Below are 13,999 nucleotides of genomic sequence, written 5' to 3'. Positions count from 1 at the left end.
GCACGCTCACCTCACTCATTAGTCGGGTTAGTTTGGACGGCGTTTGCCGATACACCCTTTCCATTCGTGACAGCACCAGCCTTGATGAGTTGTTCAGCTTGTGCTGCAGTCAATTGCACTTTGTCTCCAGCCTTGTAGCGTTCTCCATCGTGTTTCAGACTTGTCACAACGGTATAGGCTTTGGTTGCTTCAGCCATTTATACCCCTCCATCTGAATAGAGGCCGCACACTGGCGGCCTCAGTATTCTGAGCAGTCAACGCATTATGCAATGACTGTTTGCAGCAAGTAACCGGTAGCCGAAGCAGTGAGCGCAAGGTCATAGATGTCGTTGTACTCGACCCAGTCCCCATGACGGCTCTCTTCGCGCCATTTCCGCACGTATTTTTCTGTACGGAAGGTTTTTCCGTAGCTTAGCGACTTCAGCTTTGGAGCCTTCTCAACGTATGCAATGACGACATCGGTGCCCCAAACATCGCTGAGCGAATCCTGCTGACCAGGGTTAGCCGTGTTGTACGCAGCGCCGGCCACAACGACATCCATACCGAACAGCTTATTCGGCAGGAGACCTTCGCCTAATCCGCCGTTCAACTGCTGGAGCATCGCCTGACCGTTCGGTCCAAAGTTATACTTGACGAGTTCCAAAATGGTCGGGTGGTATGCCAGTGTGATTGCAACGCTGTACGGTAGCACAATGGTGTTCGGGTACACACGCGATGCATTGAACACAGCTTGTTGCATCGTTTTGAAGTCGTCCAACGGAGTCGAATTTGCGTAGTCACTCCACTGGCTTGTACCGGAGAGCGCAGACGTATTGCCGTTGGCATAATTCGCCGTGTTTCTGGCAATCTCTGCAGCCGCGTACTCCTTGCGTAGCATCACGCCATCTGTTACGAGCTCTAACGTATCTACATCGAGCGTCAGCGGCTTATCCGCATTCGCACGGTCCCGGTCAGTGACGATGTCTCTCAAGCTGTGCTCTTCGGCGAAATACGATGCCTCAGAGAAGGTCCAGTCAACCTGCGTAGACTCGGCTCCATTTGCACGAAGGGTCTCGTACAGGTTGAAGTGTTCCATGCCGTAGACGATGTACTTGTCGGCCTCGAATTTGACCATGGTCGACGGGAACAACCGTTCATTGACGAAGTTCGGGTTGTTGTACCGCTGGCTGTAGTTCGTTAAATTGCGTTCAATATGCAGCGTTCCAAAGCGTGGCACTATCGATCACCTCTACTTTCGAATAGTTTTATCAGCCTACGTACGCGTCGAAGTTGATGGACGCAGCGGAGGCTGACAAATAGATGTTTGTTGCATCCGCCGCTTGACTCTCGTACACAACGCCGTTTCCTTTGGGAGTAAAGAGCACCGTCGTTGGAACGTACCCAAGGCCATGTGCATACGCGTTCTGCGTGCCGCTTGCGGCATTCGTGGTACCAGACACCTTTTTAAGGCTGTTAGTCCCTGGTGTCGGAGAAATGTAGACCAGGCAATAGTCCCCAGCAGCTGTCGTGGTGCTCAGCGCAATACCGATGATGTTGCTTCCGCCGGCTTGAATCTGGCCCTGAGCGTTCGCAATCGAAACAAACTGCCCTGAACTAATGGCACCAGCAGCCTGGCACCACCCAGTGCCGAGTTGGACCACCGGGACGCTCTCACCCGCTGCTGCACTGTCCAGGGTGATACCGACAAATTCACCAGCATTCGCGCCCGCTGGGTTCGTCGCATGATAATCAGTCACACTCTGTACGATCGCCTGGAACTGGTTGACTGCAGCGTCGGCGGTGAAAGTATCGATCATGACCTGAATTGCACCTTTAATCGGCAATTATTTCACCTCCAGTTCGTCGGAAGCGCGGAGGAACGCATCTTTCCATTCCATGTGCTCTTCGCGCTCATATCTTTCAGCCAGCTTGTAGATCTCGTCCTCTTTGTTGCTCTCCTTGACGTGCGCACGAATGGACGCAGACGTTCCTGCCTCACTGAAAGACACCACCGGAGCGAGGCTGTCAACAAACTCAGAGAACTTCTGTACCTGCTCATCAGTCATTCCCATCATGAGGTCTATGACTTTATCCTGTTGAGCCGGCAAGAGTTTTCCGGTTTGTTTGCTCTCGTCGAACATCCACCCACGGGCCTGTTCTGCGAACTTGTGGCGGCGTTCAGACTCTTCAAGTGCCTTAATCTTGTTTTGAGCCGCTTCCCATTCCGCCATGGTGATTCCTTCCGTCATCCTCAACACACCTCCACCTGGTTCGTTGTACTTTCCACTGTCAGTATCATCTGGCTTGTGCGGCGTAGCGACGCCGTCTTCCTCGTCAGGTGAGCCCTCCGGGTCATACGTACTGTCATTCATTTTGTGCGTAAACGGCGTCTCAATCTTGCCGTCTTTGAGGGAGTAACCGAATCCAGCCGCTTTGGCGATACGTTCACCAATTGACTTCCATTGGCTGTCGGTGTAGCCACCCTTCGACTGCATACCGCTTTCGTTGTAGAAATCGACAGCTGCATGAACGTGCTTCTTGTCAATTGGATACTTGTAGTTATCAGGATCAGCGTACAGCGCTTTATTCTTGGGCTTTCCCTTCGGCGGGGTGTCATGCGAATTCGTGATTCCATCCCCGGACATCTTGAGATGAGGATGAGCCGCCATGAATTCTGCGTGAGCACGATTTGCTACGTGGTGTGTGATGCCTTTCGCAATCAGTTGCTGTTTTTGGTCTGGAGTACACACAGACCACGGAGTGATGCCTTGACGAACGTCTTCCATCCAGTCGGGATTGAGCTTAGGATTAGCCGTCTTATCATTGTCGCCGTCGTGGTCAGGGTCGTATGGCTCGCCGTCTGCAAACTTGAGTTGGAACATGTCGACGTCCTCAGTCTCAGACAGAGCCACACGCTCCATATCTTTCAGGAACGGCCGATTAGTCAGTGCGCCACCAAACAACACGTCCTTGTGCACCTTTCCGGTAGCCGGATCAGTCCACGCAAACGAGAATTCCGGCGAGAAGTAGTTGTATTTGCCGGACTTCACTATCTGTGCACCTTCGTCGGTCCATGCCATCCTTGCATACAACTTGTTCCCGCGAACCTCGAGTTCTTCCCATTCGGCAACCGCTCCGTCGTCCGGTTTGTGCGCGATGTCAGTGAACAGCTTTACGCCGCGCACGCCTTTGTCGAAGTTCTCTTTGAACTTGTGCAAGTCAGCAGGCGTAATGCGTACCTTACTCGGTTTGAATGTGCCATCGGGTTGTTTCTGTGGACGATCCCATTCACCGGTCGTCATGATTTGCACCCAGCTAGACTTTTTATCCTCGCTCCACTGATGAACAGCGAGGTCTACCATACCGTTTGCCACTCTGGACACCTCCTCAGTCATCGACAGAATAAAAGAGCGCCGCTATAGTAGCGACGCTGCGTACTTAGGAGACGAACCCGCCATAGTGCTTTACGAGCGTTGGATCCGGAGTGGTCCAATTGAATTTGACATGTGTCTGGTCGGACCCGATGTAAATCAAGAAGCATCTGCAATTAAAGTGTAACGGTGGCCTGAACACATCAAAATCCGGATTATCTACGCTGATGGTTTTGCCGTCCAAACTAGCACAGAGCGGACACGTCTTGTTATCCAGGAGCGCACTCCATTGCGCGCCTTGGACGCCTTTATCCCGTGCTTCCGAACCACGCCCGATATTGAGCGCCTCACCGACGCTGACGTTGGCTGACAGCTTGAGGTCGTTCCCTTCGATGTATTGCGTACCTGCTTCCTTGGCGGCCGCAATCGCTCGTCGAATATCACCGTTAACGTTGTCACCTGCCATTGGCCTCTCGAGGGATTGTAGCGCTGCCAGCTGGACAGCGTTCACTAGCTTTCCGGTCTGGATTGATGTAAGTGTCTTTGCCTTCGCCTCGAATGCGGCTTTGATATCCTTTGGCAACTCCTTCGGGACACCAGGCCTAGTAAGTTCCTTTGCAACAGTTCGCATACCGTGCTCAGCCACTCGCTCTAGCTGTGTGACAATGGCATCCTCATAAGCAGCCACGTCACTGACTTTGAGCGTAGCTACCTTTTTCATTGCCGACTGGAGTGTTAAACCGGTAAGGACTTGCTCCATGTGCTTGTACACCCCGTCGGCAACCTTGTGCATTTGGTGCCTGAGTTCGATCAACATAGCTCCCTCAGCAGCAATCCAGTACGCCTCGATAGCCTTCACGTCTACCTGTTGCTCGTATTGGGTTAATGGACGGCTGTATGTACCATTCTGAGTCTGTGCCGTTCCGCCCTGCGATGTATCGGCAAACGTCAAGCCGCTTTCGTCATCTGACATTTGTTGCTTGCCTTGTGTGCCACCACCTTGTGCAAGCAGTCCCTTAGTAGACTCACCGATAGTTTGCTGTTGTTGCTGAATCTGACGTATCTGTGCAGGTGTAAGACGCGTATCAGGCACAATCGGCGGTACATAGTTTGTTTGGGGCAAACTACGCTGATTAGCAAGTGCAGCTTCAGGGATCGGCGGAATGCCCATCATGCCACGCAGAGCATTCTCTAGGCTTTCGTCTGGATTGAGCAAGTGGCCTGAACCAAGTGCGGCAATGGCCGTCATCCGGTCCGTAACACTGTCGATGTTGATAGACCCGTGTTTGAGGATTGGCACGGGTGCATCTTTGCCAAAGTTCCACTCCACGAGCTGCTCGATGTCCTTCTGCACCTCACCGGCAATATAGCCTGCAATAGCCTCAAGGCCCATGACGAACATGCCGACCATCGTGTTACCGAGTGCATACGAACCGCCAGAGGCACTGCTCATCGTGCCCAGGTTAATGAACTGAGCAAGCATTGAGCGAGCGATTTGCGTGTCCATGTGCTCGATGAAAGGCATCGCGTTCACGGCATTACTCTTGCCCTCAAGGATCGAAACAGTGACACCTTCGGGAAACGTCGCGCCTGCTTCTTCTGCCACACGCATAGCTGTGAGTGTCTCAAGTATTCTTGTTCGGTCCGTGTCTGATGTGCCTTTGGGTAGTGTCGCGTAAGGTGTACCAATCAGCCCTTTTTCCACGCCGACTGCAACGATACGATACAGAGCGTCTTTGATATACCAGTGCTTGTATGCAGCACGTAGAGCACTGATGCCGATTGGATTGTCTCCTTCGCGCTGATATGTGTAAAGCCGCGACTTTGACAGCGGGATGTCGTAGAATTCGCCGGTATAAACATTCAGCTGCTGAACCGCAATGATGGCGCCAGTCTTCTCATCCTGCGGAAAACGCCATATGCTAGGCGCTACACGCGGCGCATACTTGTCGAGCACAATAACAGGCTTACCTTCGTACTCATCGAAGCGAAATACCTTCTCAAACATGCTGAAGCCGAAGTCGAGCATCAGCAGAGCTTCACGAAGATGGTCGTCCCAACTGAACTTCATTCCACCCCCTAGCAAGTTCCACTCAACGAACTCAGCAATCTTTTCTGCCAATCCCTTGTCCTTCGCGTCATCGTCAGGTTCGACGTACCATTTCGCGCTGCGGATTGGAAGTTTCATTGCATTCAAGACGCCCGCAACCTGCCCGTCAGACCGCCGCATCTGGTCGTACACCTGTACAGACTGAGGAAACGCCAAATCCGGATTATATTCATCCATCGGCAAGCCACTGAATATGAGGTTGCCAGTGTACCCAATCTCACCACTCATTTTGCGCGGCACAACCGGCGTTTCAGCCTTTCCACCGCGTAACGCTTTCCACGCATCTTTTACACCCATAGGATTGCCACCTTCCTAAAACCGCTTCTGGCGAAGCCCAGCAGTTGCCGGTTTCGACTTCACGGTTTGCACTTCGTTCCGGATGTTTATACCCGCATCATACAAGCACAGCACGAACGCATCGGCGCGGTCAGGACTTCCTTCTTCCGCATGGCGCTTCTTGTAATCGTCCTTGGACTCAATCTTGAACTTGCCACCCTTCCAAGTGACGTTGTATTTCCGCGTGGTCAGCTGCCCGATGGTTCGGTCATCGTTCGGAATGTGCAACTCAGGCAACTTATCGCGTGCAGTCTTATAAGCGATTGTGGCGGCATCGTCACAGTCTTCGTCACCAGCGCCACCGAAGTTAAACGGCACGATGTTCCACTGCCCTGGGAATGTTGATTTACCCACCACATCAGCAACCTCGTCGTGTACGCCGGAGCCCATCGCACCCATGTCAATGACCACTGTGATGTCCGGTCTACGCCAGCGTTCCATGAGATCACGTCCGAGTTGGATAATTCGTCCGGATAGCTCTGTCGTCTTAAGGTTGTGAAACACCAACGGCTCGAACACGTACGCACCAACACGCGGATAGATGACGATCTCATCGCCGCCCATGCGCGCTGGGTCAACGCCTAGCTGTATCGGCTGGCCTTCCAGCAGTGGTATGCGTTCAATCACGCGCCCTTGTGCATCAGTCCGTTCGTCATACTCACACACGTCACGCATTGTCGCCTGTTCAACGAGGGGCAGCGGAATGAACACATCCGGCTCCGAATCCGGGAAGTCTCCTTTGACGCGTACCTTGTAGACTTGCGAATGTTCGCCGTACTTCTGCTTCAGGTTGTCGATGTACTCACGCGTGACTCGAGGACTATCCAGGCAAGACACGTGCATTGGGTGATACAGATGTCTGCGACGATGGAAGGCCTCGTAAAACTCGCCAGACAGCTGCGTCGGGTTTCCGCACAAGATGAGCTTTGCGTCTGGCGTTGTCAGCGCACCTTCTGCGACTTCGTATATCTTGTCGCTGATGCCACTTGCCTCGTCGCAAACGATAAGGACATGCTCTTCGTGGATGCCGGCGAAGTTATCAGGACGTGTGGCCGTTCGTGCAGATGCCCACCAACGTTCTGGGGACTGGACCATGATGATACGCGTCTTCTGCCACTCAAAATACGTCTCAAGCACTGAAGACGTCTGCATCCATTTAGCAAGCTCAGGCCACAGAATATCGATGAGCTGCTGCTTGCTCGGTGCAGTAGCAACCACCTTTGGGAACGGCCGCGTGAACAAGAACCAGAGGATTGCCCAGGCTTCAAATGCAGACTTGCCAACTCCATGACCCGCGCGAACTGCGAGGCGCCCTCGGTCAACGAGTGCGGTTAGCGCTTCAATTTGCCACTCATCGGGTTCAGCACTGAGTACCTCACGAACAAACGCCACCGGGTCGCGGATGTATCGCCGCATGCCGATGGCGAGCTTCTTCATGTCTTGTTGGGTGCTGACAGTCATGTATTATCACCCTGCTCCATGTTCCAGGCTTCCGAAAGCACATCCGCGAGAGATGTGGTAATGTTCACATTCAGCTTCGTATCTGTCAGGCCGAAATGCTTGGCAAGCAATCCAATCATCGACTCTTTGCTCACGAGCTTGAGCTTCCGCGTTGTGATTGGACCCATTAGCGTTTCACGAACTTCCTCGCTTACTTCAGAAACGAGTTGGCCGTCGATAGAATCTGCAGACCGAACTCGAAAGCCTTGTTCCTCGTTGTCCCATTCAACGAACTGACGAATGTCCGCAAACGCAGCGCGAGTTATCAGACGCAAGACGTCATCAGCATTGATATCTGCTCGACGAATCTTGTCGCGCCAAGCTTCTTCCAGAGCCGCTTGAATCTCAACATTTTTCAACATGCGTGAGCCTTGTGAATACGCGGTCTTCTCACTGAAACCAGCGCGAATGGCAGCCTGCGTGGCATTCATGTCCACTAGGTATTCATGCACGAAGACCTGTTGCTTACGCGTCAATCCTGCCACTGCTTCTCACCTCGCTACTTTTTCAGCAATTTGTCCTCGATATGTCCGCTACGACTGACAACCTTCACACACTTCGGCACGCTACAGATGACTCGAGTCTCGCTTTCTTTTCGTCCCCATTCACATTTGTGTCCAGTCTGGCACGGTCGTTTCTTTGGGCTCATTCGACCACCCCTCTGAAACAAAGGTAGCGGACAAAAAAAAGACAGCGACGCAGTTTACACGTCACTGGGGTGTTATCAAACATGCTGTTCCCTCAAGTATGGAATTCCCTCTATCCCGTGGCGCCGTAACTTGCAAATCTGCCTCTGCAGATTCCAGGGAGTCCGTCCGAGAGCATACGACAGACTCAGCACATCATCCTTGCCCCACCAGTCAAGAAGGTACTTTGTGTCAGACGCCGACCACGCTCTGCCGTTCTTCGGAAAGTAACTCTTGTACTCCATCGGGTCGATGTCAGCCAGTCCACGATACCGAGCAAGGATATCCGGGCTATATCGAGTCACTTGCATGGTTCGGCGACGAACAACAGTCTCCTCACCGAATAGTTCCACCATAAAGTCTGCTTGTATCGCCGCCATCACCATGCTCCTCTCGTTATTAGGCCGTCTGCTGCTCTAGCAACTTGTCCACTACAGCCAGATAGTCCAAGACCACGCCGCGTCCGGAGGCTAGTGGAAAGCACAAGCGCTCGATGTCGTCGTACGGCACTGACTTGCGTCCACCATTCACACCTTTGTCCCAGGTATCGATAACCAGTTTCCCGGGCACGTAGTAGGTCTTGCGTAGCTGCGTAAACTCGACAATGAGAAATGTCACTGCCCCCTGCATTGCGCAGGCCCGTAGGTGCTCCACCTGGTGCTCATGAATGTTGTCCAGCGGGAACCGTGTCTTCTCTTTCGTCATTTTCGCGTCGAAGTAGAGTGCACGGCCCCGGTAAACTCCTGAGTAGTCAACCGTGCTTTTTGCCTCCAGGAAGGCTGCAGTAATCCTTGTGCCCTGCGTCTTCATGATTTTCACAGGGGTTGGCAGTTTACCCACGACTGCAATCCCCTTGGCCATATACTGCTGATTGGCGAAGTTGATGAGCTGCTCGAGCTCCATGCCTCGATTGCCCTGGTTCATAGCACTTGCACCCCCATCACCGCTAGAGCAGCCAAGCAGATGGCCTCGGGTGCAGTCTGTGCAATGGCTTTGTATTGCTTGTCGCCCATGCGTCGAAAGATCGCAATCCATGTATCATCGTCACTGTCTAACGTGAAGTCGTACATCTCGGAACGCATGAGTGTGACCACTTCCCACGCAGCCGATATTTTGGACGTAAACCAGCGCACGGTTGCGGTGTCTACTTTGTGGCCGAAAATCCTTTCTGCAACTAGCGCATTGCGTTGTCCGGGAGACATTTCTGACCATTTCATCATGTACCACCTCACACCATGGAATACGGGCAATTGCGATGATTCGGGTCAAACTGTGGTACATCGAAGTGCACGTAGCTCTCATAGAGCGGACAAGTGTCACGACAGGCTCCATCACAACTCGCACATTTGGCCTCCATCGTAATTTCAGCCATCCGATGCACAAACTCCTTGCCTCCGATGTACATGTCGGTTGACTGCTTCCACGCTTGCACGTCCTTCTTGCTCACGATGCCGATATCGACATCCTTAATGATGTTGAGCAGCTGTCGCTTCGTCTTGTCATCGAGTGGTTTCAACGTCGCCTGTACCGCCTTCCAGGCGAACGACTTGGCGCGCTTCATGTCAGACTGGGCAGCCTTTGGAACGTGGCGGATGCCCTCGAGTGACTGTTCAAGAAATCCCGCGCAGGCAGTCATCATTGTGATTGCCTGCTTGTCCGCTGAGTTGAGATAATGAAGCTTCATGTGTTCATCGCCTCCAGTTCATCAAAGGTGGTTGCCAATCGGTAAATTGCAGGGTAGGCAGCCGCGATGCTTCCAACATCCCCTTTGGTTTGTTTGTCTATCAGCCCATACCGCCAGTTTTTCACGGCCTCATACAACCGCTGTAGACCCGCATACTCAGCTCTCGTCAACACCTTGTATCCTGCTGCCTCGATGTCGTCGATGACAGGCTTAGCAATAACACTGTCGGTCATTCGTCGTCACCGTCCTCGTCGGATTCAGAGCGCTCTCGCGTCTCAGCATCGTAATACGCTAATTCATAAGCCTGACTTTCAATGTCCGACATGATGTATTCGAGTTCGCGGTCAAAGTCTTGCTCGTCAAAGTTCACACCTCCGATTTGGTGGGCGCCGTAAGATGTCAGTTCATGATTTGCCACATACGTCTTATCGTCCATTTCTAAGGTGACCGAATACTTCTGCCCGCTTGTTTCAATTGTGACTTTCATCCAACCTCACCGCTTTCTACCCAAGCCTTCGCCGTCATCACAGGAGCAGGAACGACGATGGTTTTGTGGGCTATCTGGCGCACCATTGCTCGCGCCATGTCGGATGTCACCGGAGAACTAGGCCACCATCCGCCTTCGGTTCGATGCCACACGATGTATAACTCACTCACGCAGCACCATCTCCATCCGGCTTGCGCAACTCAACCATGGACCGGTCAGTCTTGTCTAGTCGGTACCACGCCAGGTTGAACACCTCTGTCACGTCTCCATCGCGCACGACTGCATAGCCGTCACGTATTTCGCTTACGTGGCCTTGGATTGTTGATTTCAAGGCTAATGTCATGTCACTCGCTCCTTATCCCTCAAACCCAAGCAGTCTGTGATTTAGTGACCCCTTCGGTTCTCCGTCCTTGTAAGTCATGTCAGCGATGTAACTGCGCTCAAACAACCGCGATGCTGTGGCCTCACCGATAACGCCGTCCGAGGCGAGTTCTGCGTACATCTCACTGGACCAAATCACTGGCAGGTTGTTCTCGTACCGAAAATCAATCAGCGCGTAGATCTCGTCAAAAACAGACTTGTTGATGCCTACTGATTTGGCCCTACGGTCAAACTTCCCTTTCGCAAGGTCGTCAATCATGAGCACTTCACAGGTCATTAGTTCCCACCGAATTTCCTCAACAGCTTGGCCGCCCTGGTCATACTTCGCAAACATCTCTTTAAAGCCGGTCACGAAGTTAAAATACCGAACGAAGATGCCGCGAGAGAGTAGTGCATTTGCAATCGCACAGAGCAGATGCGTTTTCCCGATGCCCACAGCACCTACGATGCCAAACCAATTTTTTGACTCACCACGACGTTCTTCAAACGTCTCCGCGTACCGCTTCGCCAGTCGGTAAGCCATCTGAATCCGCTTGTCCTTCCCTTGCGTTTCAAACGTTTCGAACGTGCGTTTACGAAACTCCTCGCTGATGTGGCTGTGTTTCAGTGCCTTATCAACACGCTTTCGTGGTACACACCGACAAGATTCAACATGGTGCCTTTTCAATGCCGGTGGATGTACCGACCAGTCAAACAGTTTCATGTCTCCGACCGGGACACGTTCTCCTGTTTCCTCGATGACTGCACAAACGCATTCATCACGACAGATTTCACAATCAACTTCCCTTTCGGTCAATAAGTCGTTGGATGTAGACTTCCGCTCCCGGATCTTCTGCTGTATGTCCAGCACGCGCCCTGTGATAGCCTCCATGGGACTCCCCTCCTACGGCAATTTCTTGAACGGTCTGTGATAATGCCCACGTGTCATAGATAGGGCCTTCGAAATATGCGAACGATGTTATCCCCCGGTCGTATTCGTGCTTTGGCTGATACTTTTTGCACGTATCGTCAACCGCATCGAGAATCGTTTGTTTGGGTATTCCTTTTGCCAACATCCCATGAAGCAGAAGCCTGTCCGTGGTTTTGAGTATGTATCGCTCATTCCCTGTGCCTTGCTTCACATGCCACTCGACCTCGGTCTCGAATTCCGACTCCGACATGTCAAGGGGGGATATAGGGGGGATAGGAGAAGAAGCGATCTCTTTACTTTCTTTAATACTTTCTTTAGACGCCCCGAATCCCGCGCCACTACTGGGATTTTCGGATATAAAGGTTGTTCTAGAGGACAACCGTTGCGTTGTTCTAGAGGACAACCGTTGCGTTGATGAAAGGTTGTCTTGCAGAACAACCGTTGTGCTAGAAGACAACATTTTTTTGGACGAGTGTACATACAAATTTTGGCCGATTGCTTTTAACAGTTTTTCTTTGTCAATCGCCTCGTCTGACCATGAAGCAATATCCGTGTTCACGCCGTACTCTTTGGTACGGCCCGCTTGCTCCACGGTGATCACGTTGGCCGCAACGAGCACCTTCAACATTTTTGACACGTATGTGCGTTCGGAGTTTACAGCCGCTGCAAATTCGTCCAGTGTAATGCGGTCCGTCTTGAACTTGTGCCCTTCGGCGTCAATCCATCCGTACGTCCTGCGCCAAATAAAGACAAGGACACTCTTTGCAACCCCGTGAAGTGTCGACATGGATACAGCCTCAAGAAGGAGGCGTGCAATGGGCACTGTGCCGTCTTCGATATCCGCTTTGAGATGCTTATAGTCCCCTTTTGGCACCTTCTGCACGCCTCCTTCCTTACACCTCGACTGGTTCTAATGATTGCTGTGTCTTGAACTTGTTCACGAAGTACACCTGGTCTTTACCAGTGACCTTCGTCGTCTTGCTGACCGTCACAGTACCGTTTGAATGCACGATTGGAGTCTCCTTGATTTCGAAGAGTCCCAATTCCTTGGCCTTCTGCGTTGGAGTATTGCGGTCCGTTCCAGCGCGCTTGATGAGGTAACCGTTGTCACGTAACCACTCGAACAGTCGCTTCTCTCCAATCTCGATATCGTTCTGCTTCAGAATGACTGCGAGCTCGCGAATGAGAATGGTATTCTGACTGACCGTGACAGCATCCGCGAATACAACCTTGGGGTGCTGGACACGCAGCTGGTACTCGAGTTCTGCGTTCTTCTTTTCTGCATCAAGACGAGCCATCTCCGATTCACGCGCAAGGTCGATAAGTTCCAAGCGAGACAGCTCACGAGGTTGAGACAGCGCCTCTTTCATACGCTTGAACTCATTCAAGAACTTGACCTTCATCTTCATTGCCTCCGGCGTTACGTAGGACATGGCAACGATGGCAAAAGCATCTTCGGTCATGTTGAACTTGGAGTAGAGTTGACCGTTCTGTGGATGCCTGTAAAAGGTCTCGCCAAAGTTGGTGACACCCCACTGGAACTCATTCGCTTCGTCCAACTTCGCTAGTTGTTGGCGAATGTCACGCATCACATGGTCATGAGACTTCTCAAATACTCGCGCAACTGTCAAACTATCCGTAACAAGTCGCCCATTATCTACAAAAACTAGCTGTCCCAAGTCAGTCCCTCCGTTCTGTTTCAGGCTTGTCCGACATACAGTAATGTGTGGGATGCGCGCGCAACACTCACGCCAACTGAAACACCTCGTACCGACGTAACTCCTGCAGATCATAGGTTGTCGGTGTAACTTTGCGTGCGCTGGCTACGCGCGCCCCCACCACCCCTATCTACCCTCTGGTATTTGAATTACTTCACCCGCTCGAATCATGGAGCTACCTAATCCGTTTTTCTTTTCTATCTCTTGCTCAACAGCCATCGGATACCCAGCATTGGACGCTGTAGCAATCCCATAGAGCGTTTCGCCAGCCTTCACGGTATGTAGATGCCAAGATGTGATGTGTGTTCCATAGAAGGCGTTAAGCCTGGCATTGACGGCCACTATCGATGCAGCCAAGAACATCACGAGAGCGGTCCATTTTAGGAGAGCCAGGAGAATCAAGCGCCAGCTATGTTCATCCGTACCTACGGACGGGTGTTTCGAATGCCCTTGATACGCTCCAACCTCGATAAACTCTGTGTTGCAAGACATGGTATGGAATGCCCAATTCTTCCGCCCAATCTTTGAGTATTCTTGTTTGTCCGCGGTACGTAATACGCCTACATACCCTCCGGTTGGATGTCTGTTCAGGCTTTGGAATCCACTTGCAATTTCGCGGCCCGTACTCCCCATCGTTGTCAACCCTTTCTAACGTGAGACCCTCACGATATCCATTACACACGGCCCAATCACGAAATGGTTCAAAGGTGTTCCACATTGGGTTGACGTGAATTCCACGACCACCATAGTTCGCATAAGCCTTGTCTGTTGGATTGCTACAGCGTGCCTTCATCGACGACCACACTTTGTAAAGCTTGGTGTTGCACTGACCGTGGC

At 52.1% G+C, this 13,999-nt stretch carries 19 protein-coding genes; all 19 read right to left on the bottom strand.

Features of this window, described 5'->3' with window-relative positions; translation table 11 throughout:
* Positions 1-11: 11 nt before the first annotated feature.
* A complete protein-coding gene (locus tag AN477_RS19830; RefSeq protein ID WP_054970924.1) occupies positions 12-197 on the bottom strand; it encodes a DUF7210 family protein in 186 nt (61 codons plus the stop codon).
* Between the two features lie 65 nt (positions 198-262).
* Positions 263-1,216 carry a hypothetical protein gene (locus tag AN477_RS19825; protein ID WP_054970923.1) on the bottom strand — a complete coding sequence of 318 codons (954 nt, stop codon included), beginning with the start codon at positions 1,214-1,216 and terminating at the stop codon, positions 263-265.
* Between the two features lie 31 nt (positions 1,217-1,247).
* Positions 1,248-1,823, bottom strand: a complete 576-nt coding sequence (locus tag AN477_RS19820; protein ID WP_054970922.1) for a DUF2190 family protein — start codon at positions 1,821-1,823, stop codon at positions 1,248-1,250.
* Positions 1,824-3,353: a phage protease gene (locus AN477_RS19815; RefSeq protein ID WP_054970921.1), complete on the bottom strand. Its 1,530-nt coding sequence runs from the start codon at positions 3,351-3,353 to the stop codon at positions 1,824-1,826.
* A gap of 64 nt (positions 3,354-3,417) precedes the next feature.
* Positions 3,418-5,757 carry a phage portal protein family protein gene (locus AN477_RS19810; RefSeq protein WP_054970920.1) on the bottom strand — a complete coding sequence of 780 codons (2,340 nt, stop codon included), beginning with the start codon at positions 5,755-5,757 and terminating at the stop codon, positions 3,418-3,420.
* Positions 5,758-5,772: 15 nt separating this feature from the next.
* Positions 5,773-7,257 (bottom strand): hypothetical protein, encoded by a 1,485-nt coding sequence (locus AN477_RS19805; RefSeq protein WP_054970919.1) that lies wholly within the window; start codon positions 7,255-7,257, stop codon positions 5,773-5,775.
* Positions 7,254-7,781 (bottom strand): terminase small subunit, encoded by a 528-nt coding sequence (locus AN477_RS19800; RefSeq protein ID WP_054970918.1) that lies wholly within the window; start codon positions 7,779-7,781, stop codon positions 7,254-7,256. The genes AN477_RS19805 and AN477_RS19800 overlap by 4 nt, the downstream gene beginning before the upstream one ends.
* A 239-nt stretch (positions 7,782-8,020) precedes the next feature.
* Positions 8,021-8,362, bottom strand: coding sequence for a hypothetical protein (locus AN477_RS19795; protein WP_054970917.1), 342 nt, complete (start codon positions 8,360-8,362; stop codon positions 8,021-8,023).
* Between the two features lie 19 nt (positions 8,363-8,381).
* On the bottom strand, positions 8,382-8,906 hold the full coding sequence (locus tag AN477_RS19790; protein WP_054970916.1) for a Holliday junction resolvase RecU: 525 nt from the start codon (positions 8,904-8,906) through the stop codon (positions 8,382-8,384).
* Positions 8,903-9,199 carry a BC1872 family protein gene (locus AN477_RS24790; protein ID WP_054970915.1) on the bottom strand — a complete coding sequence of 99 codons (297 nt, stop codon included), beginning with the start codon at positions 9,197-9,199 and terminating at the stop codon, positions 8,903-8,905. Before AN477_RS24790 ends, AN477_RS19790 begins: the two co-directional genes overlap by 4 nt.
* 11 nt (positions 9,200-9,210) lie before the next feature.
* Positions 9,211-9,666 carry a DUF5651 domain-containing protein gene (locus AN477_RS19780; RefSeq protein ID WP_054970914.1) on the bottom strand — a complete coding sequence of 152 codons (456 nt, stop codon included), beginning with the start codon at positions 9,664-9,666 and terminating at the stop codon, positions 9,211-9,213.
* Positions 9,663-9,899, bottom strand: coding sequence for a hypothetical protein (locus AN477_RS19775; RefSeq protein ID WP_054970913.1), 237 nt, complete (start codon positions 9,897-9,899; stop codon positions 9,663-9,665). The genes AN477_RS19780 and AN477_RS19775 overlap by 4 nt, the downstream gene beginning before the upstream one ends.
* A complete protein-coding gene (locus AN477_RS19770; RefSeq protein ID WP_054970912.1) occupies positions 9,896-10,153 on the bottom strand; it encodes a hypothetical protein in 258 nt (85 codons plus the stop codon). The genes AN477_RS19775 and AN477_RS19770 overlap by 4 nt, the downstream gene beginning before the upstream one ends.
* The gene (locus AN477_RS24785; RefSeq protein ID WP_157062083.1) at positions 10,150-10,323 is read right to left on the bottom strand and encodes a hypothetical protein; all 174 of its coding nucleotides are present in this window, start codon (positions 10,321-10,323) and stop codon (positions 10,150-10,152) included. The genes AN477_RS19770 and AN477_RS24785 overlap by 4 nt, the downstream gene beginning before the upstream one ends.
* On the bottom strand, positions 10,320-10,496 hold the full coding sequence (locus AN477_RS24780; protein ID WP_157062082.1) for a hypothetical protein: 177 nt from the start codon (positions 10,494-10,496) through the stop codon (positions 10,320-10,322). Before AN477_RS24780 ends, AN477_RS24785 begins: the two co-directional genes overlap by 4 nt.
* A gap of 12 nt (positions 10,497-10,508) precedes the next feature.
* Positions 10,509-11,405 carry an ATP-binding protein gene (locus AN477_RS19765; protein WP_083486502.1) on the bottom strand — a complete coding sequence of 299 codons (897 nt, stop codon included), beginning with the start codon at positions 11,403-11,405 and terminating at the stop codon, positions 10,509-10,511.
* A complete protein-coding gene (locus tag AN477_RS19760) occupies positions 11,311-12,318 on the bottom strand; it encodes a replication protein (RefSeq protein WP_054970910.1) in 1,008 nt (335 codons plus the stop codon). The genes AN477_RS19765 and AN477_RS19760 overlap by 95 nt, the downstream gene beginning before the upstream one ends.
* A gap of 19 nt (positions 12,319-12,337) precedes the next feature.
* Entirely contained in the window at positions 12,338-13,123 is a 786-nt protein-coding gene (locus AN477_RS19755) for a phage antirepressor KilAC domain-containing protein (RefSeq protein WP_054970909.1), read from the bottom strand.
* A 165-nt stretch (positions 13,124-13,288) separates the two neighbouring features.
* Positions 13,289-13,795 carry a LysM peptidoglycan-binding domain-containing protein gene (locus AN477_RS23985; protein ID WP_083486500.1) on the bottom strand — a complete coding sequence of 169 codons (507 nt, stop codon included), beginning with the start codon at positions 13,793-13,795 and terminating at the stop codon, positions 13,289-13,291.
* Positions 13,796-13,999: the final 204 nt, after the last annotated feature.

Origin of the sequence: Paenalicyclobacillus ferrooxydans, from assembly GCF_001399675.1 — a bacterium.
Taxonomy (GTDB): Bacteria; Bacillota; Bacilli; order Alicyclobacillales; family Alicyclobacillaceae; genus Alicyclobacillus_B; species Alicyclobacillus_B ferrooxydans.
The sequence above is the reverse complement of the archived record's forward strand: the minus strand, read 5'-3'. Positions and strand labels throughout refer to the sequence as shown.

Bases quoted from the DNA above. Each gene is read 5' to 3' on its own strand.
- AN477_RS19810 (WP_054970920.1), bottom strand. From the start codon at position 5,757: ATGGGTGTAAAAGATGCGTGGAAAGCGTTACGCGGTGGAAAGGCTGAA.
- AN477_RS23985 (WP_083486500.1), bottom strand. From the start codon at position 13,795: ATGGGGAGTACGGGCCGCGAAATTGCAAGTGGATTCCAAAGCCTGAAC.
- AN477_RS19805 (WP_054970919.1), bottom strand. From the start codon at position 7,257: ATGACTGTCAGCACCCAACAAGACATGAAGAAGCTCGCCATCGGCATG.
- AN477_RS24780 (WP_157062082.1), bottom strand. From the start codon at position 10,496: ATGACATTAGCCTTGAAATCAACAATCCAAGGCCACGTAAGCGAAATA.
- AN477_RS19770 (WP_054970912.1), bottom strand. From the start codon at position 10,153: ATGAAAGTCACAATTGAAACAAGCGGGCAGAAGTATTCGGTCACCTTA.
- AN477_RS19765 (WP_083486502.1), bottom strand. From the start codon at position 11,405: ATGGAGGCTATCACAGGGCGCGTGCTGGACATACAGCAGAAGATCCGG.
- AN477_RS19830 (WP_054970924.1), bottom strand. From the start codon at position 197: ATGGCTGAAGCAACCAAAGCCTATACCGTTGTGACAAGTCTGAAACAC.
- AN477_RS19795 (WP_054970917.1), bottom strand. From the start codon at position 8,362: ATGGCGGCGATACAAGCAGACTTTATGGTGGAACTATTCGGTGAGGAG.
- AN477_RS19790 (WP_054970916.1), bottom strand. From the start codon at position 8,906: ATGAACCAGGGCAATCGAGGCATGGAGCTCGAGCAGCTCATCAACTTC.
- AN477_RS19775 (WP_054970913.1), bottom strand. From the start codon at position 9,899: ATGACCGACAGTGTTATTGCTAAGCCTGTCATCGACGACATCGAGGCA.
- AN477_RS19780 (WP_054970914.1), bottom strand. From the start codon at position 9,666: ATGAAGCTTCATTATCTCAACTCAGCGGACAAGCAGGCAATCACAATG.
- AN477_RS24790 (WP_054970915.1), bottom strand. From the start codon at position 9,199: ATGAAATGGTCAGAAATGTCTCCCGGACAACGCAATGCGCTAGTTGCA.